This is a genomic window from Nonomuraea sp. NPDC052116 (genome assembly GCF_040680035.1).
Taxonomy (GTDB): Bacteria; Actinomycetota; Actinomycetes; order Streptosporangiales; family Streptosporangiaceae; genus Nonomuraea; species Nonomuraea angiospora_A.
Genome location: NZ_JBFAWA010000015.1, coordinates 52,451 through 78,278, shown reverse-complemented (window position 1 = coordinate 78,278; position 25,828 = coordinate 52,451). Strand labels below are relative to the sequence as shown.

21 protein-coding genes are annotated in these 25,828 nt (G+C 70.9%); 13 read left to right on the top strand and 8 right to left on the bottom strand.

The annotated features are described in order from the left end of the window. Positions 1-5: 5 nt before the first annotated feature. The 3 genes from iolB to iolC are packed head-to-tail and all read right to left on the bottom strand — an operon-like array spanning position 6 to position 2,682. Entirely contained in the window at positions 6-845 is an 840-nt protein-coding gene (gene iolB / locus AB0L65_RS27640; RefSeq protein WP_364250631.1) for a 5-deoxy-glucuronate isomerase, read from the bottom strand. Continuing rightward, positions 842-1,747 (bottom strand): deoxyribose-phosphate aldolase, encoded by a 906-nt coding sequence (locus tag AB0L65_RS27635; protein ID WP_364250628.1) that lies wholly within the window; start codon positions 1,745-1,747, stop codon positions 842-844. The genes iolB and AB0L65_RS27635 overlap by 4 nt, the downstream gene beginning before the upstream one ends. Next, entirely contained in the window at positions 1,744-2,682 is a 939-nt protein-coding gene (gene iolC / locus AB0L65_RS27630) for a 5-dehydro-2-deoxygluconokinase (RefSeq protein ID WP_350739009.1), read from the bottom strand. Before iolC ends, AB0L65_RS27635 begins: the two co-directional genes overlap by 4 nt. Before the next feature lie 264 nt (positions 2,683-2,946). Between iolC and AB0L65_RS27625 the strand changes: the two genes are divergently transcribed. Genes AB0L65_RS27625 through AB0L65_RS27590 form a run of 8 tightly spaced genes read left to right on the top strand, consistent with a single transcriptional unit; the run spans position 2,947 to position 13,015 of the window. After that, the gene (locus AB0L65_RS27625) at positions 2,947-4,341 is read left to right on the top strand and encodes an extracellular solute-binding protein (protein WP_364250625.1); all 1,395 of its coding nucleotides are present in this window, start codon (positions 2,947-2,949) and stop codon (positions 4,339-4,341) included. Next, a complete protein-coding gene (locus AB0L65_RS27620) occupies positions 4,316-5,242 on the top strand; it encodes a sugar ABC transporter permease (protein WP_364250622.1) in 927 nt (308 codons plus the stop codon). The genes AB0L65_RS27625 and AB0L65_RS27620 overlap by 26 nt, the downstream gene beginning before the upstream one ends. After that, positions 5,239-6,057, top strand: a complete 819-nt coding sequence (locus tag AB0L65_RS27615) for a carbohydrate ABC transporter permease (RefSeq protein ID WP_364250619.1) — start codon at positions 5,239-5,241, stop codon at positions 6,055-6,057. The genes AB0L65_RS27620 and AB0L65_RS27615 overlap by 4 nt, the downstream gene beginning before the upstream one ends. Beyond that, positions 6,057-7,121 (top strand): ABC transporter ATP-binding protein, encoded by a 1,065-nt coding sequence (locus AB0L65_RS27610; protein ID WP_364250616.1) that lies wholly within the window; start codon positions 6,057-6,059, stop codon positions 7,119-7,121. The genes AB0L65_RS27615 and AB0L65_RS27610 overlap by 1 nt, the downstream gene beginning before the upstream one ends. After that, positions 7,118-8,296, top strand: a complete 1,179-nt coding sequence (locus AB0L65_RS27605; protein ID WP_364250613.1) for a CehA/McbA family metallohydrolase — start codon at positions 7,118-7,120, stop codon at positions 8,294-8,296. The genes AB0L65_RS27610 and AB0L65_RS27605 overlap by 4 nt, the downstream gene beginning before the upstream one ends. Further along, positions 8,287-9,183: a TIM barrel protein gene (locus tag AB0L65_RS27600; protein WP_364250610.1), complete on the top strand. Its 897-nt coding sequence runs from the start codon at positions 8,287-8,289 to the stop codon at positions 9,181-9,183. Before AB0L65_RS27605 ends, AB0L65_RS27600 begins: the two co-directional genes overlap by 10 nt. Next, positions 9,180-10,328, top strand: a complete 1,149-nt coding sequence (locus AB0L65_RS27595) for a Gfo/Idh/MocA family oxidoreductase (RefSeq protein WP_364250607.1) — start codon at positions 9,180-9,182, stop codon at positions 10,326-10,328. Before AB0L65_RS27600 ends, AB0L65_RS27595 begins: the two co-directional genes overlap by 4 nt. Then, positions 10,325-13,015: a glycoside hydrolase family 38 C-terminal domain-containing protein gene (locus AB0L65_RS27590; RefSeq protein ID WP_364250604.1), complete on the top strand. Its 2,691-nt coding sequence runs from the start codon at positions 10,325-10,327 to the stop codon at positions 13,013-13,015. Before AB0L65_RS27595 ends, AB0L65_RS27590 begins: the two co-directional genes overlap by 4 nt. Positions 13,016-13,043: 28 nt before the next feature. Here AB0L65_RS27590 and AB0L65_RS27585 read toward each other — a convergent pair whose 3' ends face one another. Beyond that, a complete protein-coding gene (locus AB0L65_RS27585) occupies positions 13,044-14,849 on the bottom strand; it encodes a tetratricopeptide repeat protein (protein WP_364250601.1) in 1,806 nt (601 codons plus the stop codon). Continuing rightward, positions 14,846-15,787 (bottom strand): SIR2 family protein, encoded by a 942-nt coding sequence (locus AB0L65_RS27580; RefSeq protein ID WP_350738981.1) that lies wholly within the window; start codon positions 15,785-15,787, stop codon positions 14,846-14,848. The genes AB0L65_RS27585 and AB0L65_RS27580 overlap by 4 nt, the downstream gene beginning before the upstream one ends. A gap of 303 nt (positions 15,788-16,090) precedes the next feature. Between AB0L65_RS27580 and fxsT the strand changes: the two genes are divergently transcribed. Next, positions 16,091-18,652 carry an FxSxx-COOH system tetratricopeptide repeat protein gene (fxsT, locus tag AB0L65_RS27575; RefSeq protein ID WP_364250598.1) on the top strand — a complete coding sequence of 854 codons (2,562 nt, stop codon included), beginning with the start codon at positions 16,091-16,093 and terminating at the stop codon, positions 18,650-18,652. A 4-nt stretch (positions 18,653-18,656) separates the two neighbouring features. Here the strand turns inward: fxsT and AB0L65_RS27570 are convergent, their stop codons facing one another. Together AB0L65_RS27570 and AB0L65_RS27565 are read right to left on the bottom strand one after the other, a co-directional pair. Continuing rightward, complete coding sequence (locus tag AB0L65_RS27570) at positions 18,657-19,826, bottom strand: HEXXH motif-containing putative peptide modification protein (RefSeq protein ID WP_364250595.1); 1,170 nt, start codon at positions 19,824-19,826, stop codon at positions 18,657-18,659. Continuing rightward, positions 19,814-19,951 carry a hypothetical protein gene (locus tag AB0L65_RS27565; protein WP_350738974.1) on the bottom strand — a complete coding sequence of 46 codons (138 nt, stop codon included), beginning with the start codon at positions 19,949-19,951 and terminating at the stop codon, positions 19,814-19,816. Before AB0L65_RS27565 ends, AB0L65_RS27570 begins: the two co-directional genes overlap by 13 nt. A gap of 248 nt (positions 19,952-20,199) precedes the next feature. Here AB0L65_RS27565 and speB point away from each other — a divergent pair, with 248 nt between their 5' ends. Both speB and AB0L65_RS27555 read left to right on the top strand, forming a co-directional pair. Then, the gene (speB, locus tag AB0L65_RS27560; RefSeq protein WP_364250592.1) at positions 20,200-21,132 is read left to right on the top strand and encodes an agmatinase; all 933 of its coding nucleotides are present in this window, start codon (positions 20,200-20,202) and stop codon (positions 21,130-21,132) included. Next, on the top strand, positions 21,129-22,625 hold the full coding sequence (locus AB0L65_RS27555) for a cytosine permease (protein WP_364250589.1): 1,497 nt from the start codon (positions 21,129-21,131) through the stop codon (positions 22,623-22,625). Before speB ends, AB0L65_RS27555 begins: the two co-directional genes overlap by 4 nt. Here the strand turns inward: AB0L65_RS27555 and AB0L65_RS27550 are convergent. Beyond that, on the bottom strand, positions 22,622-23,113 hold the full coding sequence (locus AB0L65_RS27550) for an Lrp/AsnC family transcriptional regulator (RefSeq protein ID WP_350738965.1): 492 nt from the start codon (positions 23,111-23,113) through the stop codon (positions 22,622-22,624). The two genes, AB0L65_RS27555 and AB0L65_RS27550, sit on opposite strands and share 4 nt — an antisense overlap. A gap of 196 nt (positions 23,114-23,309) precedes the next feature. On the opposite strand from AB0L65_RS27550, the gene AB0L65_RS27545 reads away from it, so the two are divergent. Then, on the top strand, positions 23,310-24,740 hold the full coding sequence (locus tag AB0L65_RS27545) for a gamma-aminobutyraldehyde dehydrogenase (RefSeq protein ID WP_364250586.1): 1,431 nt from the start codon (positions 23,310-23,312) through the stop codon (positions 24,738-24,740). 13 nt (positions 24,741-24,753) lie between these two features. Beyond that, complete coding sequence (locus tag AB0L65_RS27540) at positions 24,754-25,824, top strand: ABC transporter ATP-binding protein (RefSeq protein WP_364250583.1); 1,071 nt, start codon at positions 24,754-24,756, stop codon at positions 25,822-25,824. The last annotated feature ends 4 nt before the right edge of the window (positions 25,825-25,828 follow it).

Sequence of the window (25,828 nt, the reverse complement as noted above, 5' to 3'; positions counted from 1 at the left end):
ATGGGTCATGAAGTCCTCCCGAACGGCAGTCTCGGGTCTGTGGGCTGGCTTTCCCAGGAGGAGCGGATCCACGCGTGGCGGGGGTCGTCGCAGAAGGCCATCGAGCGTTCCTCCGCCGGGCCCGCCAGGACGTTCAGGTAGTAGAGGTCGTAGCCGGGGGCGGCCATGGCGGGGCCGTGGTAGCCGTACGGGACGAGGACGACGTCGCCCGAGGAGACCTCGGCCAGGGTGTCGATGTGGCCGCGTTCGGAGGAGTAGACGCGCTGGTAGGCGTTGCCCTGGCCGGCCACCTCGAAGTAGTAGATCTCCTCCAGGACCGCCTCGCCGGGGTTGTCGGTGTCGTGTTTGTGCGGCGGGTACGACGACCAGTTGCCGCCCGGGGTGATGACCTCCACGGCCATGAGCTTGTCGCAGTCGAAGGCGCCGGGGGCGCAGAAGTTGTTCACCTGGCGGGTGGCCTGGCCCGCGCCGCGGATCTCGACCGAGACCTGGTCGGCGGGCACGTAGCGGGGCTCGAGGGCGCGGGTGGCGAGGGCGGAGGGCAGGGCGATGCGCCCGCTGCCCCGGAGGGTGACGTGGGAGCCGATCGGGACGTAGGCGAAGTCGCTCGGCCCGCTGAAGACCGAGGGCCGCCCCGTCAGCTCGAACGTCGCGGCGGAGGTGGTGACCGTGCAGGATCCCGACAGCGGGAGGACCAGCGTCTCCTCGTCGCCGGTGTCGAACGAGACCGGCGTGTCCGTCAGGTCCACGATGCGCAGGCCCGAGTACGTCCAGCCCGCCAGGGACGGGGTGATCTCGACGGACCAGGGGCCGTTCGCGGCCTTGCCGAACGGAACGTATGTCATGCGCGGGTCTCCCGTACCAGTGCCGCGGCGTTGTCCACCGCTTTCGCTACGTCGTCATCCGGAGGGTAGAGCAGGGCTCGGCCCACGACGAGGCCGCGTACGCCGGGAAGGCTCAGCGCGCGGTCCCAGTCGGCGTAGGCGGCGTCGATGTCCGGCGGGTCGCCGCCGAGCAGCAGCGCGGGCAGCGTGGTGGCGGCCATCACGCGCTCCATCTCCGCCACCGCCGGGATCTTGAGCCAGGTGTAGGCGGAGGTGGTGCCGAGCGCCTGGGCGACGCTGATCGCGCGGATCACGGCCTCGGGGGACAGGTCGTTGCGCAGTGCCCCCGACTCGGAGCGCCGCGCCCAGAAGGGCTCCACCATGGCCGGCAGGCGGTGGCGGGCCAGGTCGGTGACGGCCCGGGCGCAGGACTCCAGGGTGGCCACCGTGGCGGGGTCGGCCGGGTCGATGCGGAGCAGCATCTTGCCGCCGTCCAGGCGCATCTCGTCGATCGAGGCCGCGTCGAAGCCGGTGAAGCGGTCGTCCACCTCGAAGACCGAGCCCAGCAGGCCGCCCCGGTTCATGGAGCCGAAGGCCAGCTTGCCCTCCAGAGCGCCCAGCAGGAGCAGGTCCTCCATGACGTCGGGGGAGGCGAGGATGCCGTCCACGCCGGGGCGGGAGAGCGCCACCTGGAGGCGGTCGAGCAGGTCGGCGCGGCTGGCCATGGCCATCGGCCGGTCGCGTACGCCCAGGGCGCCGCGGGCCGTGTGGTCGGCGGCGATGATCAGCAGCCGCTCGCCCTCGCCGGGCAGGCCGCGCCGCTGCCGCCGGGCCGCGGCCTCGGCGATCTCCTCCGGCCGGGTGGCCCGGATCTGGGTGAGCCGCTCGTAGCCGGAGGTCCTGGGCAGGGTGAGGTCGCTCAAGAGCCCGCTCCGTTCAGCAGGTCTTCCACCTCGGCCGTGGACGGCATGGCGTCGGCACAGGCCAGCCGGGCGGCCACGAACGCGCCCGCCGCGTTGGCGAAGCGCACCGTCCGCTCCAGCGGCCAGCCGCGCAGCAGCCCGAGGCAGATCGCCCCGCCGAACGCGTCACCCGCTCCGATGCCGTTGACCACCTTCACCTCCACCGGTTCCGCCACCACGCTCTCCTCGGAGGTACGCGCGAGAACCCCCTCAGGGCCCATTTTCACGATCGCGACCTTCACCCCGGCGTCCAGGAGCGCCTGCGCGGCGGCCTCCGGGTCGCGCACGCCGACCGCGTTCTCCACCTCGTCGAGGTTGCCGACCGCGACGTTCGCGTACGGGAGCGTCCGCCGCGCGGCCTCGTGGGCCGCCTCCCGCGACTTCCACAGCGACGGCCGCCAGTCGAGGTCGAACACGGTCCACCCCGACGTGCGCGCCGACAGCGCGGCGGCATGGGCGGCGGCGCTCGGCTCCTGGCTCAGCCCGGTCAGCGAGAACCAGAACAGGCTCGTCTCCGCGATGGCCCCGAGGTCGAGATGGGACGGGGAGATCTGCAGGTCAGGCGGATGCTCGCCGCGGTAGAAGTAGATCGGGAAGTGGTCGGGCGGGAAGATCTCGCAGAACGTCACGGGGGTCGGCGGGCCCTCGACGGTGCTCACGAAGGCGTCGTCCACGCCGAACCCGCGGATCGCCCTGCGGACGAACTCTCCGAAGGGGTCCGCTCCCACGCCGGTGATCACGGCGGAGCGCAGCCCGTGGCGCGCCGCGGCGACGGCGACGTTGGTGGGGCTGCCGCCGAGGAACTTGCCGAAGGATTCGACGTCGGCCAGGCCGACACCGGTCTGCAGCGGGTAGACGTCGACGCCGGAGCGCCCGAACGTGATCAGGTCGTACAAAGCACCTCCAGGATGGAGCTTACCTTCGACACTATGGCATATTGTCATGACATTCGGATGTCCGCTATGTAACCTAATGTCCCTCGGCTCAAACCCCCGGGCGACGCACAACGCGCCTGTTCGGACGGTTGGCTCCCGGCCCGCTGAGCAAAGACACAGCGTGTGAGCACTCTCCGCAAATTTGGCCAGGCCTTTACGTCATATGGATGTCATGACATATTGGCCCATGGTGTTACCTCCTTACGGACCTGTCGGAGGGTTTGGATGGCATTGCGGAAACGGTCGATAGGTGTGGTCGCGGTCATCACCGCGGCCGGGCTGGGGCTCGCAGCCTGCGGCCAGTCGTCCGGCGGCGGCGGAGGCGGTGACGCCATCGAGCTGACGATCACCCAGAACGCCATCGCGGGCGGGAAGAACGCCGCCGGCGCCAACTTCATCGCGAACTGGGTGATCCCCAAGTTCGAGGCGGCGCAGAAGGCGAAGGGCAAGAACGTCAAGGTCAAGTTCGTCCCCAGCGGCGTCGACGACGAGCAGTACAAGACCAAGCTCTCCCTGGACCTCAAGTCAGGCAAGGGCGCCGACGTGATCGACATCGACGGCATCTGGGCCGGCGAGTTCGCCGAGGCGGGCTACCTCAAGCCGCTGGCGGACCTGGTCGGCGCGGACGCCGACAGCTGGGACGGCTGGTCGCAGATCCCCGAGGCCGTCCAGGGGCTGGCCACGTTCAACGGCAAGAAGTACGCGCTGCCCGTCGGCACCGACGGCCGGGTGCTCTACTTCAACAAGACGCTCTTCCAGAAGGCCGGGCTGCCGGCCGACTGGCAGCCGAAGAGCTGGCAGGAGGTCCTCGACGCCGGGACGAAGCTGAAGTCCTCCGGCGTGCCCGTGCCGATCCAGATCAACGCCGGCACGGCGATGGGCGAGGCCACCTCCATGCAGGGCGTGCTGCCGCTGCTCGCGGGCGCGGGCGGCGAGGTGCAGAAGGACGGCAAGTGGGCGGGAGCCTCCCAGCCGCTGAAGGACGCGCTCGGCCTCTACCAGAAGATCTACGGCGGCGGCCTCGGCGACCCCAAGCTCCAGCAGGAGGCCAAGGGCCGCGACAAGTCGTTCCAGCAGTTCGCCGAGGGCAAGATCGGCATCCTGATGGAGGGCGACTACTTCTGGCGCGGCGTCGTCAACCCCGCGACCGGCGTGGCCAAGATGGCCGACCGCGACCAGGTCGTCGGCTATGCCATGATCCCCGCGATGGAGCCCGGCAAGGGCATCCGCGGCCAGGACTTCGTCAGCATGTCGGGCGGCGCGCTGCGTACGGTGAACCCCAACAGCAAGCACCCGAAGGAGGCCTTCGAGCTGGCGACCTTCACGCTCTCGCCGGAGGGGCTGAAGGAGGAGACCAAGGACGGCAACGTCCGCATCACGCCCCGCACCGACGTCAACAAGGAGATCCTCGCCGGTGAGCCGCTGCTGACGTACATCTCGGAGAAGGTGCTGCCGCTGACGGCCTACCGGCCGCCGGTGGCCGTCTACCCGCAGGTGTCGGTGGCGCTGCAGGAGGCCACGGCCGCGGTCGTGGGCGGCACGGCGCCCGACCAGGCGGCGGCCGACTACCAGAAGAAGCTCGAAGGAATCGTCGGTGGCCCTGGCAACATCGCCTCCTGAGGCCACCGAGGCCGCCGCGCCGAGCCGTTACAGCTCGGACGCGGCGGGCCTGGGCAGGCTGCGGGCAGGGGTCTTCGTGGCCCCCGCCCTGCTGCTCGTCGCCGCGTTCCTGGTCTTCCCCGCGCTCTGGGTGCTCTATCTCGCCCTCACGAACTACCGCCTGACCGGCGCCGCCGCCGCGGAGCCGCAGTTCGTGGGGCTCGGCAATCTTCTTGACGCGGCCGCCAACCCCGAGTTCTGGAGCTCCACCTGGCTGACCGTCGAGTTCGTGCTGGGCTCGGCGGTCATCGGGCAGGTCGGGCTCGGCTTCACCATCGCCTGGCTGCTGCGCGACCGGCGGGGCCCGCTGAAGCGGCTGGTCGAGGGCCTGGTCATCCTGGCCTGGATCCTGCCCGGCGCGATCGTGTCGTTCCTGTGGGTGGCACTGCTCGACCGCGACGGTGGCACGCTCAACGCGCTGCTCGGCATCCAGGGCTTCGCCTGGCTGCTCGACCACCCGATGCTGTCGATCATCGTGTTCAACATCTGGCGCGGCACCGCGTTCTCGATGATGCTGTACGGCGCCGCGCTCGGGAACGTGCCGCCCTCGCACCTGGAGAGCGCCCGGCTGGCCGGGGCCTCCGGCTGGCAGCAGCTCAGAGACGTGGTGTTCCCGCACATCAGAGGACACGTCCTGACCAACCTGCTGCTGATCAGCCTGTGGACGTTCAACGACTTCACCCCGTTCCTGCTGACCGCCGGCGGCCCCGACGGCAAGTCCGAGGTGCTGGCCGTGCACGTGTACAAGGTCGCGCTGCAGAGCGGCGAGCTGGGTTACGGCGCCGCGGTCTCCGCGATCATTCTGCTGATCAACCTGGTCGTGGCCGTGTTCTACCTGCGGCTGCTCCGGAGTAGGAAATGACCCGTTTCGTACTGGGCCGGATCGGCTTCTACACGCTGATCGCGGTACTGCTGGCCTTCTTCACGATCCCGCTGCTGTGGCTGGTGACGGCGCCCTTCACCTCCGACCCGACGTACGAGGTCAAGGTCCCCGACTTCACCCTGGACAACTTCAGGGCGGTGGCCGAGCATCCGTACGCGCTGCCGTCCCTCTACAACTCCCTGGTGCTGTCCGTCGGCACGGCCGTGCTGGTGGTGATCCTGGCGGCGCTGGCCGCGTACGCGCTGAGCCGGGTGCGGCTGCCCGGCCGGGACGCGCTGCTCTACGCGTTGCTGCTGCTGTCGTCGATCATCACGGGGACGGCGGCCATGGTGCCGCTGTTCCAGCTCGCGGTCGAGCTCAACCTCATCGACTCGCAGCTCGGGCTGATCCTCATCCTGACCGGCGGGCTGCTGCCGGCAGCGATCTTCATGCTCAAGGACTTCATGGACTCCACGCCGAAGTCGTACGAGGAGTCGGCGCGGGTCTTCGGGGCCACGCCGCTGCAGATCGTGCGGCACGTGGTCGTGCCCCTGGTGCGGCCCGGCCTGGCGACGGTCGGGGTCTGGGCGGTGGCCAACGTGTGGGGGAACTTCCTCATGCCGTACCTGCTGCTGAGCGACGTCGAGAAGCAGCCGGCGGCGGTGATCACGTACACCCTCTACACCGAGGGCGGCCAGGCCAACCTCAGCATGTTGTCCACGTTCGGCCTGCTGTACTCGGTTCCCGTGGTGCTCATGTACCTGTTCGTCAGCAAGAAGTACGGCTTCCGCTTCCACGGAGGGATCAAGCGTTAATGGCCGGAATCGAACTACGCGGGCTGACCAAGGTCTATCCCGGCGGGGTGAAGGCGCTCGACTCGCTCGATCTGGCCATCCCCGACGGCGAGTTCTTCGCCCTGCTCGGCCCCTCCGGCTGCGGCAAGACCACACTGCTGCGCACGATCGCCGGCCTGGAGACCGCCACCGGCGGGGCCGTGGTCATCGGCGACCGGGACGTGACGGGCGTGCAGCCCGGCGGCCGGGACGTCGCCATGGTCTTCCAGGACTACGCGCTCTTCCCGCACATGGACGTCACGGACAACATCGCCTACCCGCTGCGCATCAAGAAGGTCGCCAAGGGCGCCCGCCGTGACAAGGCCGCCGAGGTGGGGGCGCGGCTCGGGCTCGAACAGCTCATGGACCGGCGGCCGGGCCAGCTCTCGGGCGGGCAGCAGCAGCGGGTGGCGCTGGCCAGGGTGATGGCCACGCAGGCGCAGGCGTTCCTGTTCGACGAGCCGCTGTCCAACCTGGACGCCCGGCTGCGGCTGGAGGCGCGTACGTTCCTGAAGAAGCTCCAGCGCGAGCTCGGCGTCACCACCGTCTTCGTCACCCACGACCAGGCGGAGGCCCTGGCCATGGCCGACCGGATGGCCGTCATGGAAGCCGGGCACATTCGGCAGATCGGCACGCCGGCCGAGGTCTTCCAGCGGCCCGCGAACACGTTCGTGGCCGGATTCATCGGCTCGACACCCATGAACCTGCTCGACGGCGTCGTACGAGGTGACACGCTGGAGGTGGCAGGGTGCAAGGTGGCGGTCCCGGCCTCGGCCGAGGGACGGCTCTCCGACGGGGAGAAGATCGTGTACGGCGTGCGACCCGAATACCTGGCCTACTCGCCCGAGCCCGGCGGGGGCGCGCTGGGCGGCAAGGTGGCCATCGTGGAGAACCTCGGCGCGTCCCACCTGGTGACCCTCGACGTCAACGACGTGACCGTGCAGGCCGTCGTGCCCGAGGGGAGCGAGCCCGAGATCGGCGACGACGGCTACGCGACGCCCCGGCGCGACCGCGCCCTCGTCTACCGGGACGGGGAATTGGTTTGAGAGGGCACTGGAGCCTGGACGACCGGCTGGAGCGGATCCTGCGGGAGGTGCCCTTCGAGGTGCCCGCGGGGACCGCCGCCGTGACCGTGCGGCTGGCGTACGACCGGTCGCAGGGTGTCATCGACCTCGGCTGCGGCGCTCCTGACGGCTTCCGCGGCTGGTCGGGCGGCGCGCGCGACGAGTACACGATCACCCCGGACTGGGCGACGCCCGGCTACCTGCCGGGCGAGCCGGAGGCGGGCACGTGGCACGTGTGGCTGCGGCTGCACCGCATCCCGCCGCAGGGCCTCGACTACTCGCTGGAGATCACCACCTCGGCCGTCGCCCCCGCCGAGCCGGTGGCCGAGGAGCCGCCGCACGGCGAGCGCCCGCCCCGGCGGGACGTGCCCTCCGTCGACGGCCTGCGGTGGTTCGCGGGTGACTTCCACGCCCACACCCTGCACAGCGACGGCAGCCTGACCATCGCCGAACTGGCCGAGCTGGCCCACGGGCGCGGCCTCGACTTCCTGGCCGTCACCGACCACAACACCGTCAGCCACCACCCCTGGCTGGGCAAGATCGACCGTGGGATCACGCTCATCCCGGGTCAGGAGGTCACCACCGACCGGGGCCACGCGAACGTGTTCGGGGAGGTCGGCTGGGTGGACTTCCGGCAGCCGGCCGACTCCTGGGTCGAGCACGCCGAGCGCGCGGGCGGGCTGATCTCGATCAACCACCCGCTCGGCGGCGACTGCGCCTGGCTGCTGCCCATCACCCGGCGGCCCCGGATCGCCGAGGTCTGGAGCTCCGGCTGGTGGGACCGCCGCTGGGGCGCGCCGCTGGCCTGGGCGGACGCCTGGCGTGACGACGTGATCGCGATCGGCGGCAGCGACTTCCACCGTCACGGCTCCGACGGCCTGCCCGGCGGGCCGACGACGTGGGTGCTGGCCGAGGACACGAGCACGGTGCTGGACGGCGTCCGCGCCGGGCGCACCGCCGTCTCCACCGGCCCCGACGGCCCGCTGCTGCTCAGGCTGGGCGACGAACTGCTCGCCCTGGACGCCGACGGCCTGGTCCTGGTACGCCCCGACGGCACCCGGCAGGTCGTACGCGGGGAGCGCGTCCTGCTGCGCGCCCTTGACGGACGCCACCGCTTGGAAACCTACGAGAACGAGGTGATCGCGCTATGCGAGTGAAGGTTGCGAACGCGCCCGTGAGCTTCGGGGTCTTCGAGTTGGCCACCGAGCCGCCGCCGTTGAGCGCCGACGAGATGGTCCGGGCGCTGTCCGAGGCCGGGTACGAGGGCATCGACTCCGGGCCGATCGGCTACCTGGGCACCGGATCCGGGCTCGCCGACCGGCTGGCCGGGAACGGGCTGCTGCTCGCGGGCGGCTGGGTGGACCTGCCCTACGGCGACGCGGCGGCGTACGAGGCCGGGCTGCCCGCGCTGGAGGCCGCGCTCGACGTGTTCGCCGCCGCGCCGCCGGCGCCCGAGGGGTTCGGGCCGCGGCCCACGCTGGCCTGCTCGGGGTCGCCGGAGCGGTTCGCGCGCCCGGGTGGGAGCGTTCCAGGATTGGCGGCGTCCGAGCGGGCGGGCTACGCGGCCCGGGTGCAGAGGGCGGTCGACCGGTGCCGCGAGCGCGGGCTGGAGCCCGTGTTCCACCACCACCTCGGCACCTACGTCGAGACCCCCGACGACGTCGAGCGGCTGCTGGAGCTGACCGACGTGCAGCTCTGCCTGGACACCGGTCACCTGCTGCTGGCCGGGGGCGAGCCGGTGAGCGCGCTGCGCGACTGGTCGGGCCGGGTCGGGCACGTGCACATCAAGGACGGCGACACGAAGATCCTCGCCCAGGCCCTGGCCGACGGCGTGGACCTGCGCGAGCTCATGGGGCGCGGCGGGTTCGCCCCGCTCGGTGAGGGCGAGCTGGACCTGCCCGCCGTGGTGCGCGTCCTGGACGAGATCGACTACGCGGGCTGGGTCGTCATCGAGCAGGACACCCTGCCCGGACGCCGCACCGTCGCCCAGAACATCGCCGACCAGGCGGCCAACCGCCGCAGGCTGGAGGACTTGGGACTGTGAGAATCGCGCTGGTGGGATGCGGCGCCGTCACGCAGGCGGTCTATGTGCCGTTGCTGTCGAGGCGGCGCGACCTGTTCGAGGTGGTCGCGGTCTGCGACCTGTCGCGGACGCTCGCCGACGCGGTGGGTGACCGGCTGGGCGCCGCCGGGCGCTTCACGTCGGTGGCTGAGCTGCTCTCGGCCGGGGGCTTCGAGGCCGTGCTGGTGCTCGCCTCGGGCTCGCACGGGGAGACGGTCGGCCGGGCGCTGGCCGGCGGGTACGCCGTGCTGTGCGAGAAGCCGCTCGCGCTGACCAGGGCCGAGGTGGCCGGCCTCCCCGAGGGGCGGCTGATGGTGGGCTACATGAAGCAGTACGACCCGGCCGTGCGCCGGGCCGAGGAACTGCTGGCCGAGCTGGGCGGACCGGAGGCGATCAGGTCGGTCGAGGTGACCGTGCTGCATCCGAGCGGGGAGTCGCAGCTGGCGTTCGCGAACCTGACGCAGGCGCGGGACGTGGATCCGGGGCTGCTCGACTCGTTGCGGGCCGCCGAGCGCGACCTGGTCTCGCGGGCGCTGGGGGAGTCGGCGCCGGAGCAGGTACGGGCGCTGTACGGGGTGGCCTTGGGATCGATATGCCACGACTTGTCGCTCTTGAGGCGCTTTACCGGGTCACCTGCGGAAATTTCGTACGTTGAGGCGTGGGGGCCCGCGCCGGGGTCCATCGAGATCGCCGGGCCCCTGCCCGCCCGGGGGCGGTTCTCCATCCGCTGGCACTACCTGGAGGACTACCCGGCCTACCGCGAGACCGTGGCCATCCACCACGACAAGGGCTCGCTGGAGCTGGTCTTCCCCTCGCCCTACCTGATGAACGCGCCCACCACGCTCACCGTGGTCTCCGGCGCCGAGAGCCGCACCGAATACCGGGACGTGACCGAGGCGTTCGAGGTACAGCTGGCCGCCTTTCATGCTTTCGTGAACGATGGCAAGCCGCCCCTCACCGACGCGGGCGGCGGGCTGGAGGACATCGTGACCGCCCAGCGGATCGCCGCTCGTTACGCCGTACAGCATGATCTGCCCATCGGAGGGGAGGCCATGAGCGAGCGGAGCGAGCGACCAATCAAACACAGTAGCGTCGCGCTCATGCGACCGACGGAGGAGGGCGCATGAGCGCCGAGATTGTCGTCGTACCGCACACGCACTGGGACCGCGAGTGGTACGAGCCGTTCCAGCGCTTCCGGCTGCGGCTGGTGGCGCTGCTCGACGAGGTGCTCGACACCATGGAGCGCGAGCCCGCCTACCACTTCACCCTCGACGGGCAGCTGGCCTGCGTGGACGACTATCTGGAGGTGCGGCCCGAGAACCGCGACCGGATCGCCGCGCTCGTCGAGTCGGGGCGGCTGGCGGTGGGGCCGTGGCAGATCCTGCTCGACGAGTTCCTGTGCTCGGGTGAGAACATCGTGCGCAACCTCGAGCTGGGCATGAGCCGGGCGGACAAGCTCGGCGGGGCGATGCCGGTGGGATACCTGCCCGACATGTTCGGGCACACGGCGCAGATGCCGCAGATCCTGCGCAAGGCCGGGCTGCTGCACGCGTGCGTCTATCGCGGGGTGCCGTCCTCGGTGACCACGGACGCCTTCGCCTGGGTCGCGCCGGACGGGACGGCGCTGCGCACCCAGTACCTGCCCGCGGGCGGCTACGGGAACGGAGCGCACCTGTTCTCGGACTCGGCCGGGCTGGCCGAGCGGGCGGCCGCGTTCGTCACGACCATGCGGGAGTGGCACGGGCCCGAGGGCGCGCTGCTCGCCATGTACGGCACGGATCACTCTGCGCCGGTGCGCGGGCTGCCGGAGATGGTGGCGGCGATCGGCGCCCGGATGGACACCCTGTCCGGATATATCGGGAAATATTCCGGTGAGGTGGACGGACTGCCGCGCGTCGAAGGCGAGCTGCGCTCCCACGCCCGCGCCAACATCCTGCCCGGCGTCATCTCGGTCCGGGCCCACGTCAAGCAGGCCATGGGCCGCGCCGAGCGGATGGTCGAGCGCTACGCCGAGCCGCTGGCCACCCTCTGGGGCGCCGAGTGGCCGGGCCGCTTCCTCGACATGGCGTGGTGGCGGCTGGTCGACGCCAGCGGCCACGACTCGGTGACCGGCTGCGGCGTGGACGACACGGCCCAGCAGGTGGCCGCGCGCATCGCCGAGGCCGAGCACCTCGGCCAGGCCGTACGCGACATGGTGACCGCCCGGCTGGCCGCATCAGTGCCCTCCGACGGGGTGCTCCTCGTCAACCCGACACCCGCCACGCGCAGGGGCGTCGTGGTCGTGGACGTGGCCGGCACCGACCCGCTGGTGGACCCCTCGGGCGCGCCGGTGCCGGTGCAGCCGCTGGAGTACGCGCCCACGCTGCTGCTGGACGAGGAGATGGACGCCGCCACGGCGCTGACCTTCGTCCACGGCACCGAGCTGTACGGGCAGCACATCACGGCGTGGTCGGTGGAGGGTGAGACGCTGACGTTCACGGTGGCGCGGGAGACGTCGGCCGTGTTCGACCTGGACGACCTGCGCGCGGCGACCGGCGGCGTGCGGCGGGTGCGCATCCTCGCCGAGCCGAGGCGCACGGTCGCCGCCCTGGTGGAGGTCCCGCCGCTGGGCCACACGAGCATCCGGCCGGTGCCCCGCGAGCAGGTGCAGGTGTCGCCCGCCGGCGAGGGCCGGCCGGCTCCGGCGCCGGTGCGCGGCGACGAGGAGGTGCTGGACAACGGCCTGCTGCGGGTCACGATCGCCGGCGACGGCACGCTGACGCTGGTGGGCGCGGACGGCACGACGGTCACGGGAGCCGGGCGCATCGTGGACGGCGGCGACGTCGGCGACACCTACAACCACGCGCCTCCGGCCGACGACCTGCTCGTGTCCGAGCCGTCGTCCGTCGAGACGGAGCTGATCTGCTCTGGTCCGCTGGTGGCGGCGGTGGACGTACGGCGTACGTATCGGTGGCCGGCATCGGGGGACGGGATCGACGGCGCGCCCGAGCTGCCCGCTCCCTCGCGGGCCCCGCGGACCGAGGAGATCGTCGTCACCACCCGCGTCGAGCTGCGGGCAGGCGAGCCGTACGCACGCCTGCGCGTCGAGTTCGACAACCGGTGCGCGGACCATCGGGTTCGGCTGCACGTGCCGATGCCTGCCCCCGCGACGGAGTCGCACGCCGAGGGCCAGTTCGCGGTCGTCACCCGCGGGCTCACCTCGGAGGGCGGCTGCGGCGAGACCCCGCTGCCCACCTTCCCCGCCTCTTCGTGGGTGGCGGCCGGAGGCGTGGCGGCGCTGCTGGAGCACGTGACGGAGTACGAGGTGGCGGACGGCGAGCTGGCCCTGACGCTCCTGCGTTCGGTCGCCTACCTGTCCCGCAACCGCAACGCCCTGCGTCCCGAGCCGGCCGGGCCGCAGCTGCCGACCCCGGCCGCCCAGTCACGCGGGATCCGCTCGGTGAGCCTGGCGCTGATGCCTTACGCGGAGTCCTGGCAGGAGGTCGTGCCGCAGGCCGAGACCTTCCGCCACGACCTGCTCGTGGTCCCGGGCCAGGGCGACCGCGCTTCGGCGCTGCCCGATCCCGCGTCCGGGCTGTCGGTGACGGGCGACGGCGTGGTGATGACCTCGCTGCGGATGCGTGACGACCGGCAGGAGCTCAGGGTCGTGGCCCTCACGCCGGCCGCCACGGAGGCCGTCATCGAGGGCGCCTTCACCGAGGCCCGCCACGCCGACCTGCGCGGCCGCCCCGGCGATCGGCTCCCGGTCGCGGACGGCGTGCTCCGCCTGGCGCTGAAGCCGTGGGAGATCGCGACGGTTCAGCTCTCCGGATAGCCGCCTCAGTGCCTGCTCGCGCCTCGGTTCAGCTCTCCGGATAGCCGCGGAGCCGCCCCAGCGCCTGCTCGCGCGCCTCCCTGGCCAGGTCCTCCTCGGACCGGGGCAGGCCGAGCGCCAGCGCCCGGTCCAGGTCCGCCAGCGCGCCGCGGAAGTCGCGGAGCGCGATCCGGACCTGGCCCCGGCCGTAGAGTGCCCGGGCGGCGTTGCGGTCCAGGTCGAGCGCGTCGTTGAAGGCGGCTTCCGCGTCCGCGGGCGAGCCGGCCCGCCAGAGCGCGTGGGCCAGGAGCGTGCGGGCCGGGACGTCTCCCGGCATCCTGGCCACCGCCTGCCGGCCCAGGTCCACCGCCTCGTCGGGGCTGCCCATCGACAGGCAGACCTCGGCGAGCGCCGTCAGGACCCGTACGGTGGCCAGGGCGTCCTGCTGGCTCTCGAACTGCGAGCGCGCCGCGGTCAGCGTCTCCCTGGCGGCCTCCAGGTCGCCCTCGACCCTGGCCACCTCCGCCTTGAACGCCAGCAGGTTGGCGAACTGCCGCTCGTCGCCCTGCTCCAAGGAGCGGCTGGCCGCCACGTCGGCGAAGCGGCGGGCCGAGATGAAGTTGCCCTCACCCAGCGCGGCCTCGGCGGCGGCGCGGAAGTCGGCGGGCGTGTGCTCCTGCGGCCGGTCGCGGGCAGGCGTGACGTGGTGGGCGGTGCGGATGGCCTCGACCAGGCGCTCCTGGCCGAGCTGGTACCACAGGCTCCTGGCGCGCTGCTCCTCCGTGAGGATGTGCCGGGCCACCAGGGCGTCCACCACGGCGTTGGGCATGTCGGCGGTCTGCGTCAGGCCGCGGTAGGCGGTGCCGCGCGTGCCCCGCTCGGTGATGAAGGTCGTCTCGATCCAGGCGCGCAGCTCCGGCTCGGACACGCCGGTCTCCAGGCTCACGTCGCGGACCGCGCGGTCGAAGTAGGCGGCGAGGATCCCGGCGAGGTCGCCGAGCTGGGCGAGCAGCTCCGCGGTGATCGTGTCGTCGTAGTCGCCCAGGCCGGACCAGAGCGCCGCGCACGCGATCTGCAGCTCGAAGGGCGAGACCCGCTCGCTGACGATCTCGACGCTCTCGCCCAGCCGGTCGGTGTAGGTCGTCTTGCGCAGCCGCTCGACCAGCCGCTCCGCCACGCCGGGCGCGTAGCGGTGGCCGCTGTGCGAGGCCGGTCTCGTCACCGCGGCCACCGCGGACGCCTGCCCCAGGCCGTCGAGGCGCACATAGGCGAACGGCTGGGGGCTCAGCAGCCCTTCGTAGCCGCTCAGCGTGGCGAGCTGGTCGTCGCGCACCAGGAGCAGCAGGTTGAGCGGCAGGTCCCGCAGGGCCTGGGCCAGCTCGCCGATGAGGCGGTCGCGCTCGGGCAGCCGGGCGGGGAAGGCCGTGAACAGCTCCTCCATGTGGTCGATCGCGGCCAGCACCCGGTGCGGGGCGGCGCCGGCGAGGATGCTCTCCAGCGCCGAGCCGACCGTCTGCCCGGGGTCGGGGGTCTGGCGGGCGGGGGTCCAGCTGCTGATCAGGGTGAAGCGGTAGCCGCCCGGCCCGGACGCGTGCGCGAGCGGCCAGGTGGGCTGGTGGATCAGCCGTCCGACGGGCAGGGTCAGCGTGCGCGGCTCGTCGTCGAGCAGCGGGAGGACCCCGGCGTGCAGCAGGGACGTCTTGCCGACGGCGGCGGGGCCGTGGAGCACCACCACCCGCTCGGACAGCCAGGCGTCCCGCAGGTGGCGGGCCTCCTCCGACCTGCCGTGGAACAGGGCGGACTCGGTGCGGCGGAAGGGGCGCGGGCCGACGTACGGCTCGGGATTGCTGGTCATGGCGTCCCCCGGAGTCCGGCGGCAAGCTTGTCGTTGAGCGAGCGCGGGGTCTCCCACAGGATGCGGATGCTCTGGGCCTGGAAGTAGCGCGCGAGGTATTGGCGCTCCTCGGCGGAGTGGTCGTCCGGGTTGAGCTGGATGCTCGTGTGCTCCCTGCGCATGGTGCCGGGCAGGCCGTGCAGCAGGGTCCGGAACATGACGTGGAACGTCCAGTCGCGCAGGCCGTAGCCGATGAACAGCAGCGCCTTCGTCCGCAGCGCGGTGCGGACCGGGAAGGGCAGCAGCGTCATCGGGTGTCCGCCGCGGAGGGCAGCGGACGACGCGTTGGTGTGCCTGCCGTCCTGGGCCAGCCTGACCAGGAAGTCGAGGTAGTCGTCCTCGATGAGCACGATCGAGTGCGGCTCCTTGTGGTGGCCGTGCAGATGGAACACGAGTGGCCGCTCCACGCACGGGGTGAAGGCTGGTTCACGAAAAGGGCTCCCGGTCCAGTCGTCGGAAGACATCGCATACCACGGACACAAGTCCCAAATGGGCTGTTTCCTCGCCTGCTGCAGCGCCAGGAACATGAAGTCGTCGTAGTTAGTGGTGATGTACAGGGGGAGAGGGTAGCGGGCCAGCACCGCGTGCACCGGGAATTGGTCCGTCCGGTCGGGCGGGGTCGCGTTGGCGAACTCGGCCCTCAGGAATTCGCGTTTCGTCCTGGTTGCGTCACGATAGACCATCGTGGTCGCGTATTGCATCACGCGTGCCAGGTTGTCGGAATCCGCGTACGGGTAGTTGATCTTGCCGGCCCATTTCGCGGCGAGCTGACCACCGAGCGGGAGCCGCTCCGCGCTGGCTCCCGCGCCGAGAAAGGGGATGCAGTCACCATTGTTGAGATCCCCGATCAGCAGATCCCAGGCGGCCTCGTTGTCGCGGTCGATGCCACCGGCGTGCACGCGTCACCGCCTTCCGGTCATGGCGGCGAGGTGCGGAACCCTTCAGAGGGTCCATGAAAGGGCCGCCGCAGTCAATAGCCGAGAATGGCCGCATGGTGGCGCGGCGTCATCTCCGACATAGCCCAATATATGTTAGTAATCCCGGCAAAGAGCCCTTTAGGTGACGGAGCAAACCGCCATAAAGGACGGTCCGCTTCAGCGGGAAATGCTCTTTCCGCTGGGTGCGGACGCGACCTGCGGCGGGCAGATATCGCATTAGGATCGGTGGCGAAAGCCGAATAGCGACCAGTGGCGGTGATCGTGATGGAGGACGTCGCGCGGCAGGAGCGCCGCCCCACCCTCTGGGGGCGGGAGATCCCGTTCCGCAACCGCTGTTTCACCGGTCGTGAGCGTGAGCTCGCCGAGCTCCACAGCCGGCTCGCGCAGCACTCGACCGCGCTGGTCGGCCAGCCGCCCCAGCCGGTCTACGGCATGGGCGGCATCGGCAAGACCGAGATCGCCGCCGAATACGCGCATCGCCACGCGGAGGACTACGACCTCGTCTGGTGGATCAGGGCCGAGCAGGAGGAGACCATCGTCAACTCGCTGATCGGGCTGGGCCGCAAGATGTCCCTCGACGGCTTCCGCCCCGACGACCGCGACTACACCGCCAGGCTGGTCCTGTCCGCCCTCGCCAACCGCGAGCTCTACGAGCGATGGCTGCTGATCTACGACAACGTCGAGAGCGCCAACGCGGTCCAGCACTACCTGCCCAGCGGCGGCGGCCACGTCATCATCACCACGCGCGACCGGCACTGGCGGCGGGCGATGGACCTCGACGGGATCGAGGTGGGGGAGTTCCTTCCCGACGAAACGGTCAAGTTCTTTCATAGGCGGGTGACCGCCCTGGCTGACCCGGGTAGGTCCGGCTCCGTGGAAGCCGAGGCCGACGCGAAGGAGCTGGCCAATCAGCTCGGAAACCTCCCGCTGGCCGCCGAGCACGCCGCCGCGTATCTGAACGAGACCGGCACCAGCATCTCCGAATACCTGGAGTTGTTCCGCGACAACGCGCACGCGCTGCTGGCCAGCTCGGTCGACATCAAATACCCGCAGACCGTGGCCACGACGTGGAGCGTCTCGCGCAGCAAGATCTCGCCGGAGGCAGACGCGCTGTTCAAGCTGCTGGCCAGCCTCTCCGCCGAGCCGATCGCCGAGGAGCTGCTCGTGCAGCCCGCCGTGGCCTCCAAGCTGCCGCCGCCGCTCGACCGGGTGCTGAGCGGCGTGACCGAGTTCCGCAGGGCGGCCAGGGAGCTGGGCCGCTACTCCATGCTCAAGCTCGACGGCGTGCGCAACGTCGTGCAGCTGCACCGCGTCGTGCAGGCCGTGACCAGGGACCGCATGGTGCGCGAGGACCCGGAGGCCGCGGCCCGCTTCCAGGAGGCCGCCCACCTCCTGCTGGCCGCCTCCGATCCCGGAGCGGTCGATCGCGAGGACAGCGAGCAGATCTACCAGCGGTCCCTGCAGCACCTGGTGCCCTCGCGGGCGGTCGAGTCCGCCGACCGCCTGGTCCGCAAGCTGATCATCAACCAGGTCGAGCAGCTCTACCGCCGCGGCGGCCACCAGGAGAGCCTGCGGATCGGCCTGCCGACGCTGGAGCTGTGGCGGCAGCGGTTCGGCCAGGACGACAAGCAGACCCTGGCCCTGGCGGTCCAGGTCGGCAACGCGTTGCGCACCGCCGGCCAGTGGGAGGAGAGCCTGCGCCTGCACGCCGACACCCTCCAGCGGCTGCGCGACAACTTCGGCGAGCTGGACGCCGTCTACCTGAGCTGCGCCCGCGTGCACGACGTCGGGCTGCGGCTGCTCGGCCGCTACGCCGACGCGCTGGACAACGACCTGAGGCTCCTGCCGCTCTTCGAGCAGCAGCTGCGCCCCGACCACCCCGACACGCTGCGGATCCGCAGCAACGTGGCGGTGAGCCTGCGCTGCCTGGGCCGCTTCCAGGAGGCCCTGCGCTACGACGACGAGACGCTGGCCGAGCGGCAGCGCATCTTCGGCCCGGTCGAGCACGCGACGCTGAGCTCGCAGTTCGGCCGCTCCCGCGACCTGCGCGGGCTGGGGCGCTACGAGGAGTCCCTCGATCTGATCCGGCGGATCAGCAACGCCATCGACCGCAAGAACCAGCCATGGAACCAGTTCCGGCTCCTGGTCGCCATCGACTTCAGCGTGGCACTCAACCGGGTCGGCCTCTACGAGGACGCCTTCGTCCAGGGCGTCAAGGCCTGGGAGCGGCACAAGTCGACCCTCGGCCAGGAGCACCGCCAGACGCTGCAGTCGGCCACCAACCTCATCAACGACTACCGGCTCACCGAAGACCTGGCAGGCGCCCAGCGGCTGGGCGAGGAGACGGTGCTGAGCCTGGAGAAGGTGGCCGGCCCCGACCACCCCAACACACTGGCGGCCTACAACAACCTGGCCATCGTGCTGCGGGTCAGGAACAATCCGGGCGGCGCCCGCGGGCTGAGCGAGCGGGCGGCCGAGGGGATGAAGGCCCTCCTGGGCGACACCCACCCCAACACCCTCATCGCCATGTCCAACCTGGCCAGCGACCTGGCCGCGCTGGGCGAGGTGGGGCAGGCCCGGAGGCTGGGCGAGACCGTGCTCGAGCGCAACCTCACGACGCGGGGCCACGACCACCCCAACACCCTGGCCGCCATGGCCAACCTGTCCCTCGACCGCAACGCCGACGGAGACAAGGACGGCGCCCAGAGCCTGCGGGAGAAGATGCTCGACGGCTACCAGCGCTCGATCATGCCCGACCACCCGCACGCCCGGCTGGCCGCCCAGTACGGCCGGGTCAATCTGGGCATCGAGCCCATGAACGACTGACGGCCTAGATCGAAAACCCGGGATTGGTGCTCAGCCAGCGCGCACGGTGCCCGTCCCGGAGCTCGGCCGCCCGCCGTTCGGCCGAGGCGGGCACCGGCTCGTGCAGCCACTCGCCGAGCCGGCCCAGCAGCCCGTTCACCAGCACCTCGCCCGGCCCGGTCAGGCCGCCCGAGCCGCTCGCGCGGGTCAGCGCCTCGAACGCGATGGCCCGGCGGTAGGCGAACTCCGCCTCCGCCCGCTCGACGGCCGGGTTCGCGTGGCGTTCGGCGCGCCAGAACGCGGTGATCGCGAAGTTCGCGAAGCAGCCCTGCAGCAGCGCGCCGAGCGGTCGCGGGTCGGAGCGCCAGGGCGCGTACCAGCGGCGTCCGTCGTCGGGATCGGTCAGCTCGACCATGTCCTCGACCGCGCCGAGCACCAGGTGCCACACCTCGTGGACCAGGCTCTCCGCGAACGCGATCGGGTCGGGCGGCGGCGAGAGCGCTATCGCCCCGTACGCCCAGCCGGACGTCGCGCTCGCGGGCCGCGCTCGATCACGGCCCTCCAGCGGCACCAGCGTGGTGAAGACCGCCGAGATCGTCCCGGCGGCGTGGTGATGCCGTTCGCACAGCACCTGCCAGGCGCGGCCGAGCTCGCGCTGCCACCACACCGGGTCCGCCTCGCCCCGCCTGCCGAAGCCCGCCAGGTACGGGTCGACCGCGTCGAGCCTGACCGCCAGCCCCAGCCCGTTCGCCTGCGCGTGCAGGGACGGGATCGGGACGAGACCGGACTCCGCGAACGTGCCGAGCCCCGGGACGAACGCGCCGGGGCCCAGCTGCGGCCGCCGCCCGGCTCGCAGCGCCGCGCCGGCGCTGAAGGAGACGAGATAGCCGAGGTCCGGATCCTCGCCGTCGCGCAGCCGCCGCAGGCAGTCGACCGCCCAGCAGCCCACCTGTGGGAGCACCAGCAGCTCCGCCATGAGCCGCGGATCGCTCTCCTGCAGCTCGGCCAGCGCGCGGAACGCGGCATCGGCGTCCGTCCCGCGCACCTGCCGCCGCACGGCCTCCACGAGCAGCTGATTCCTGTGGAGCTGGATCTCCCGGAGCCGGGTCAGCAGCTCGGAGGTGAGGTCGTCGTCGACCAGGCGGTGGCAGATCTCGTACGTCTCAGCGGCCGAACACTCGTTCAGCCATCGCACGGGACGGCACCGTTGTTGGCATCCTCCTGCCACAGCCGATCCCACGGCCCCCTTCGCCCGAGGATCTTGCTCACCAGCCCGTCGAGGGTGGCGTCGTCGAGTTCGGTCAGTTGGAGCAGCGTCATGTCAGTCAGCTCCGCAAGCCCGGTGCCAACCGCGTGAGCCGGTTCCCCCATAGAGAGTCCCTCCTAGGCTGCTGCCGAGATCATACGACGGCGCTTTGCCCGAATGAAATGCCGGTGAATACGGCTCGGTTTTCGGCCGGTGCCAAACCCGGGTGACGACCTGCTTGTGGCCACCCACAACACACACCGTGTGACTTCGTTGGTTCTACAATTGCCGCAGGTCAGAGGCATGACGAACACTGGGCCGCATGAACCTTGGCCCTGTCGACTCCTCTCAGGTCCCGCGTTTCGCCGGGCTCGCCACCTTCGCCCGCCTGCCCAGGCTCGACCAGGTCGAGCGGGCCGACGTGGCGGTCGTGGGTGTGCCGTTCGACACCGGCGTGTCCTACCGGCCCGGCGCCAGGTTCGGCCCGGCCGCGGTCCGGGAGGCCTCCCGGCTGCTGCGGCCGTACCACCCGGGGCTGGACGTCTCGCCGTTCGAGCGGGCGCAGGTGGTCGACGCCGGTGACATCGCGGCCAACCCGTTCGACATCGGGGCGGCCATCGAGAGCATCGAGGGCGCGGCGGACTCGATCGACGCCAAGCTCGTCGCGATCGGCGGCGACCACACGATCGCGCTGCCGCTGCTGCGGTCCGTGGCCAGGAAGCACGGCCCGGTGGCGCTGCTGCACTTCGACGCCCATCTCGACACCTGGGACACCTATTTCGGCGCCGAGTACACGCACGGCACCCCGTTCCGGCGGGCGGTGGAGGAGGGCCTGCTGGACACCGAGGCCGTCAGCCACGTCGGGATCAGGGGCCCGCTGTACGGCAAGAAGGACCTCGAGGACGACCGGCGGCTCGGGTTCGGCATCCTGACGGCGGCCGACGTGCTGCGGCGCGGTCTCGACGAGGTGATCGACGTGCTGCGGCAGCGCATCGGCGACCGGCCCCTGTACGTGTCCGTCGACATCGACGTGCTGGACCCGGCCCACGCCCCGGGCACGGGGACGCCGGAGGCGGGCGGGCTCACCAGCCGGGAGCTGCTGGAGATCCTGCGCGGCCTGGCCGGTCGCAACCTGGTCGGGGCCGACGTCGTCGAGGTGGCCCCGGCGTACGACCATGCGGAGATCACCTCGGTCGCCGCCTCACACGTGGCCTACGACCTCGTCAGCCTGCTGGCGTTGCAGGAGCAAGCATGAGCCTCACCGAGATCGAGACGTACGGGGTCGAGCGCATCCCCGACGCGGACCGCAACGCGCGCCCGATCGACCTGTTCCGGCTGGCGTTCGGAGGCGCGAACACCTTCGCCACCTGCGTGCTCGGCGCCTTCCCCATCCTGTTCGGCCTGTCGTTCTGGCAGGGGCTGGCCGCGACCGTGCTCGGGCTCGTGGTCGGCGCGCTGATCCTGGCGCCGCTGTCGCTGTTCGGGCCGCTCAACGGCACCAACAACGCCGTCTCCTCCTCCGCCCACCTGGGCGTGCACGGCCGGGTCGTGGGCTCGTTCCTGTCGCTGCTGACCGCGATCGCGTTCTTCTCGATCTCGGTGTGGTCGTCGGGGGACGCGCTGGTCGGCGGCGCGCACCTGCTGGCCGGGCTGCCCGACACCGACCTGTCGTACGGCGTCGCGTACGCGCTCTTCGCCGTCCTCGTGCTGATCGTCTGCGTGTACGGCTTCCGCTTCATGCTGTTCGTCAACAAGATCGCGGTCGCGGCGGCGTCGCTGCTGTTCGTCCTGGGGGCGTTCGCCTTCGCCGGGGACTTCGACCCGTCCTATCCCGGTACGCTCCCGGCCGGCGACCCGCTGTTCTGGCCGTCGTTCATCGGCGCGGCGCTGATCGTGCTGTCGAACCCCGTGTCGTTCGGCGCCTTCCTGGGCGACTGGTCCAGGTACATCCCGGCCACGACGCCGAAGTCCCGGGTGATGGCCGCCGCCTTCCTGGCGCAGCTCGCCACCATCCTGCCGTTCCTGTTCGGCCTGACCACCGCCTCGATCATCGCGACCAAGGCCGCCGACTACATGGACCCGGCCGCCCCCAACTACGTCGGCGGGCTGCTGGCCGTCTCGCCCGGCTGGTACTTCGTACCGGTCTGCCTGATCGCCCTGATCGGCGGCATGTCCACCGGCACGACCTCCCTCTACGGCACCGGGCTCGACTTCTCCAGCGTCTTCACCCGCTTCTCCCGGGTGCAGGCGACGGTGTTCATCGGCACGCTGTCGATCGTGTTCATCTTCGTCGGCCGCTTCGCCGCGAACCTCACCCAGAGCATCTCCACGTTCGCCACGCTGATCATCACGTGCACGGCGCCGTGGATGGTGATCATGATGCTCGGCTATGTGACCCGCAGGGGCTGGTACGACCCCGAGGCGCTCCAGGTCTTCAACCGGCGCCAGCGCGGCGGCCGCTACTGGTTCGCGCACGGCTGGAACTGGCGCGGGCTGTCCGCCTGGCTCGTCTCCGCGGGCCTCGCGCTGCTGTTCGTGAACCTGCCGGGCCAGTTCGTCGGCCCGCTGGGTAACCTGGCCGGGGGAGTGGACATCTCGCTGCCGGTGGGCCTGGCCGTCGCGGGCGTGCTCTATCTGGCGCTGCTGACGGCGTTCCCGGAGCCCCGCGAGGTGTACGGTCCCGAGGGCCCGCGCCTGGTGCGCACGGCCGACACGCCGATCCTGCCCATCGTGGAGACGGTGGGCTAGCGAGTGCCCCAGGAGTAGGTCTGCTTACGCAGCTTGAGATAGACGAACGACTCCGTGGCCCGCACGGCGGGGATGGCGCGGATCTTGCTGAGGATCTCCAGCAGGTGCCCGTCGCCCTCGCAGACCACCTCGACGATCACGTCGAAGGAGCCTGCCGTGAGGACCACGTAGTCGATCTCGTCGATGGCCGCGAGCTCGTCGGCCACGGCCTCCAGGTCGCCCTCGCAGTTGATGCCGATCATGGCCTGCCGCGGGAATCCGAGCGTCAGCGGGTCGGTGACCGCGACGATCTGCATGACGCCCGCGTCCTGCAGCCGCTGGACGCGCTGACGCACGGCGGCCTCCGACAGGCCCACCGCCTTCCCGATCGCCGCGTACGGCATGCGCCCGTCGGACTGGAGCTGCTCGATGATCTGCTTGGACAGATCGTCGAGCACCACCGGCCCGGCATTGGCGTTGTTGCGGCGTACGCGGGGCGGCGTCGTCATCGACGGAATCCTCCTACTGGTCCGGCGTTACGGGTGCGTTCCCGCTGAGTTGCCGTCCTGGTGCGACATGTTGTCAGTTCCTGGCGGCCTGTCAAGCGAATTCGTAGCAATTTGGTATCTTCACCACGAAATCCCTTGTCGAGATGCACCTGCTCTGTAAGAGTCGCGGCATCTCAGCCACCCACTTGGAGGGCGCATGATCCGTCTGCAGAACTTCATCAATGGTGAGTTCGTGGACGCCAAGAGCGGCAAGTTCTCCGACATCATCGACCCGTGCACAGGCGAGGCCTACCTTCAGGCCCCTGTCTCCGGCCCGGAGGACGTCGATGCCGCCTTCGCCGCCGCTGCCGCCGCGTTCGAGTCGTGGGGCAGGAGCACGCCGGGTGAGCGGGCCAACCTCCTGCTCAAGGTCGCCGACGCGATCGACGCGCGGGCCGACGAGATCAACGAGGCGGAGTGCCTCAACACCGGCAAGCCGCGGGCCCGGATGGCCGAGGACGAGACCCCGGTGGCCGCCGACCACTTCCGCTTCTTCGCAGGCGCGGCGCGCACCCTGGAGGGCCCCACGGCCGGCGAGTTCCTCGCCGAGCACACCAGCGTCATCCGGCACGAGCCGATCGGCGTGATCGGCCAGGTCACGCCGTGGAACTACCCGATGATGATGGCGGTCTGGAAGATCGCCCCGGCCCTGGCGGCCGGCAACACGGTCGTGCTCAAGCCGTCCGACACCACCCCGGCCTCCACGCTCAAGCTGGCCGAGATCCTCGGCTCGGTGCTGCCCGCGGGCGTCTTCAACGTCGTCACCGGCGACCGCGAGACCGGCGCCCTCGTGGTGAGCCACCCCACCGCCTCCATGGTCGCCATCACCGGCTCGGTCGGCGCGGGCATGTCGGTGGCCAAGAGCGCCGCCGAAGACCTCAAGCGCGTGCACCTGGAGCTCGGCGGCAAGGCCCCGGTCGTGGTGTTCGAGGACGTCAAGGACCTGCGCAAGGCCGCCTCCGACATCGCCGTCGCCGGCCTCTACAACGCCGGCCAGGACTGCACCGCCGCCTGCCGGGTGCTCGTGCACGAGAGCGTGCACGACGAGTTCGTGGCCGCGCTCGCCGAGGCCGCCGCCGGCACCGTGACCGGCGACCTGGGCAACGAGGACGCGCTCTACGGGCCGCTCAACAACGAGAACCAGCTCTCCAGGGTCCAGGGCTTCATCGACCGGGTCCCGGCGCACGCCAAGGTCCTCACCGGCGGTCACCGGGTCGGCGAGAAGGGCTACTTCTTCGCGCCGACGATCGTCGACGGTCTCAAGCAGGACGACGAGATGGTGCAGAACGAGGTCTTCGGCCCCGTGATCACCGTCCAGACGTTCGCCGACGAGGCCGACGCGCTGGCCAAGGCCAACGACGTGAAGTACGGCCTGAGCGGCTCGGTCTGGACCTCCGACCACGGCCGGGCCATGCGGATGTCCAACCGGCTCGACTTCGGCGTGGTCTGGGTCAACACGCACATCCCGTTCGTCTCGGAGATGCCGCACGGCGGCTTCAAGCACTCCGGGTACGGCAAGGACCTGTCGGTGTTCGGCCTGCACGACTACACCCGGGTCAAGCACGTCATGCACTACATCGGCGAATAGGACAGCGGCTGGGATGACTGAGCTGAATGCGATAGAGCTTGAGGACGTCGTCAAGGAGTACCTCTCGCATGGCGAGGTCGTCCAGGCGGTCAAAGGCATCACCCTGGGCATCGCCGAGGGGGAGTTCTTCTCCCTCCTCGGCCCGTCCGGGTGCGGCAAGACCACGACCATGAGGATGATCGCGGGGTTCGAACCGCCCTCGAAGGGGCTGGTGCGGCTGCACGGCAAGGACGTCACGGACGTCCCGCCCAACAAACGCGACGTCAACATGGTCTTCCAGTCCTATGCCCTCTTCCCGCACATGAGCGTCTGGGACAACGTGGCCTTCGGGCTGAAGCAGCGCAAGACGCCGCAGGAGGAGATCAAGCGGCGGGTCGGCGAGATGCTGGAGATCGTCGATCTCACCGGCAGGGAGAAGCGCCGCCCGCGCGAGATGTCCGGCGGCCAGCAGCAGCGCGTGGCGCTGGCCCGCGCGCTGGTCAACCGGCCGCGGGCGCTCCTGCTCGACGAGCCGCTCGGCGCGCTCGACCTCAAGCTGCGCCAGGCCATGCAGATCGAGCTCAAGCGCATCCAGCGCGAGGTCGGCATCACGTTCGTGTACGTGACCCATGACCAGAACGAGGCGCTGACCATGAGCGACCGGATCGCCGTCATGAACGACGGCCTGGTCGAGCAGCTCGCCGGGCCGCGGGAGATCTACGAGCGGCCCGCGACCGCGTTCGTGGCCGGCTTCATCGGCACCTCCAACCTGCTCACGGGCGCCGCGAGCGGCGGCGAGCTGAAGATCGGCGGCGGCCGGGTGCTGGTGCCCGGGCACGACGGTGACGTGACGGTGACCGTGCGGCCCGAGAAGATCACCATCGACACGGTGGAGCCCGGCCAGGGCCTGAGCGCCGTGCGCGGCACCGTCGCCGAGGTGGTCTACCTGGGGACCTACAACAGCTACGCCGTGAGCCTCGCTGACGGGGCCGAGATCACGGTGTTCCAGCAGAACGCGCTTGACGCTTCGGCCACGGCGGAGCGGGGGGACTCCGTGTGGCTGTCGTGGCAGGCGCAGCACTCATATGTGATTGGAAGTCGATAGCAGC

Excerpts from the sequence above, each read along its gene's own strand:
- AB0L65_RS27565 (WP_350738974.1), bottom strand. The coding sequence starts at position 19,951 with ATGACGCTGCTCCAACTGACCGAACTCGACGACGCCACCCTCGACGGG.
- AB0L65_RS27545 (WP_364250586.1), top strand. The coding sequence starts at position 23,310 with ATGATCCGTCTGCAGAACTTCATCAATGGTGAGTTCGTGGACGCCAAG.
- AB0L65_RS27610 (WP_364250616.1), top strand. The coding sequence starts at position 6,057 with ATGGCCGGAATCGAACTACGCGGGCTGACCAAGGTCTATCCCGGCGGG.
- AB0L65_RS27540 (WP_364250583.1), top strand. The coding sequence starts at position 24,754 with ATGACTGAGCTGAATGCGATAGAGCTTGAGGACGTCGTCAAGGAGTAC.
- AB0L65_RS27590 (WP_364250604.1), top strand. The coding sequence starts at position 10,325 with ATGAGCGCCGAGATTGTCGTCGTACCGCACACGCACTGGGACCGCGAG.
- speB (WP_364250592.1), top strand. The coding sequence starts at position 20,200 with ATGAACCTTGGCCCTGTCGACTCCTCTCAGGTCCCGCGTTTCGCCGGG.
- AB0L65_RS27550 (WP_350738965.1), bottom strand. The coding sequence starts at position 23,113 with ATGACGACGCCGCCCCGCGTACGCCGCAACAACGCCAATGCCGGGCCG.
- AB0L65_RS27615 (WP_364250619.1), top strand. The coding sequence starts at position 5,239 with ATGACCCGTTTCGTACTGGGCCGGATCGGCTTCTACACGCTGATCGCG.
- AB0L65_RS27555 (WP_364250589.1), top strand. The coding sequence starts at position 21,129 with ATGAGCCTCACCGAGATCGAGACGTACGGGGTCGAGCGCATCCCCGAC.
- AB0L65_RS27625 (WP_364250625.1), top strand. The coding sequence starts at position 2,947 with ATGGCATTGCGGAAACGGTCGATAGGTGTGGTCGCGGTCATCACCGCG.
- fxsT (WP_364250598.1), top strand. The coding sequence starts at position 16,091 with ATGGAGGACGTCGCGCGGCAGGAGCGCCGCCCCACCCTCTGGGGGCGG.
- iolB (WP_364250631.1), bottom strand. The coding sequence starts at position 845 with ATGACATACGTTCCGTTCGGCAAGGCCGCGAACGGCCCCTGGTCCGTC.
- AB0L65_RS27600 (WP_364250610.1), top strand. The coding sequence starts at position 8,287 with ATGCGAGTGAAGGTTGCGAACGCGCCCGTGAGCTTCGGGGTCTTCGAG.
- AB0L65_RS27585 (WP_364250601.1), bottom strand. The coding sequence starts at position 14,849 with ATGACCAGCAATCCCGAGCCGTACGTCGGCCCGCGCCCCTTCCGCCGC.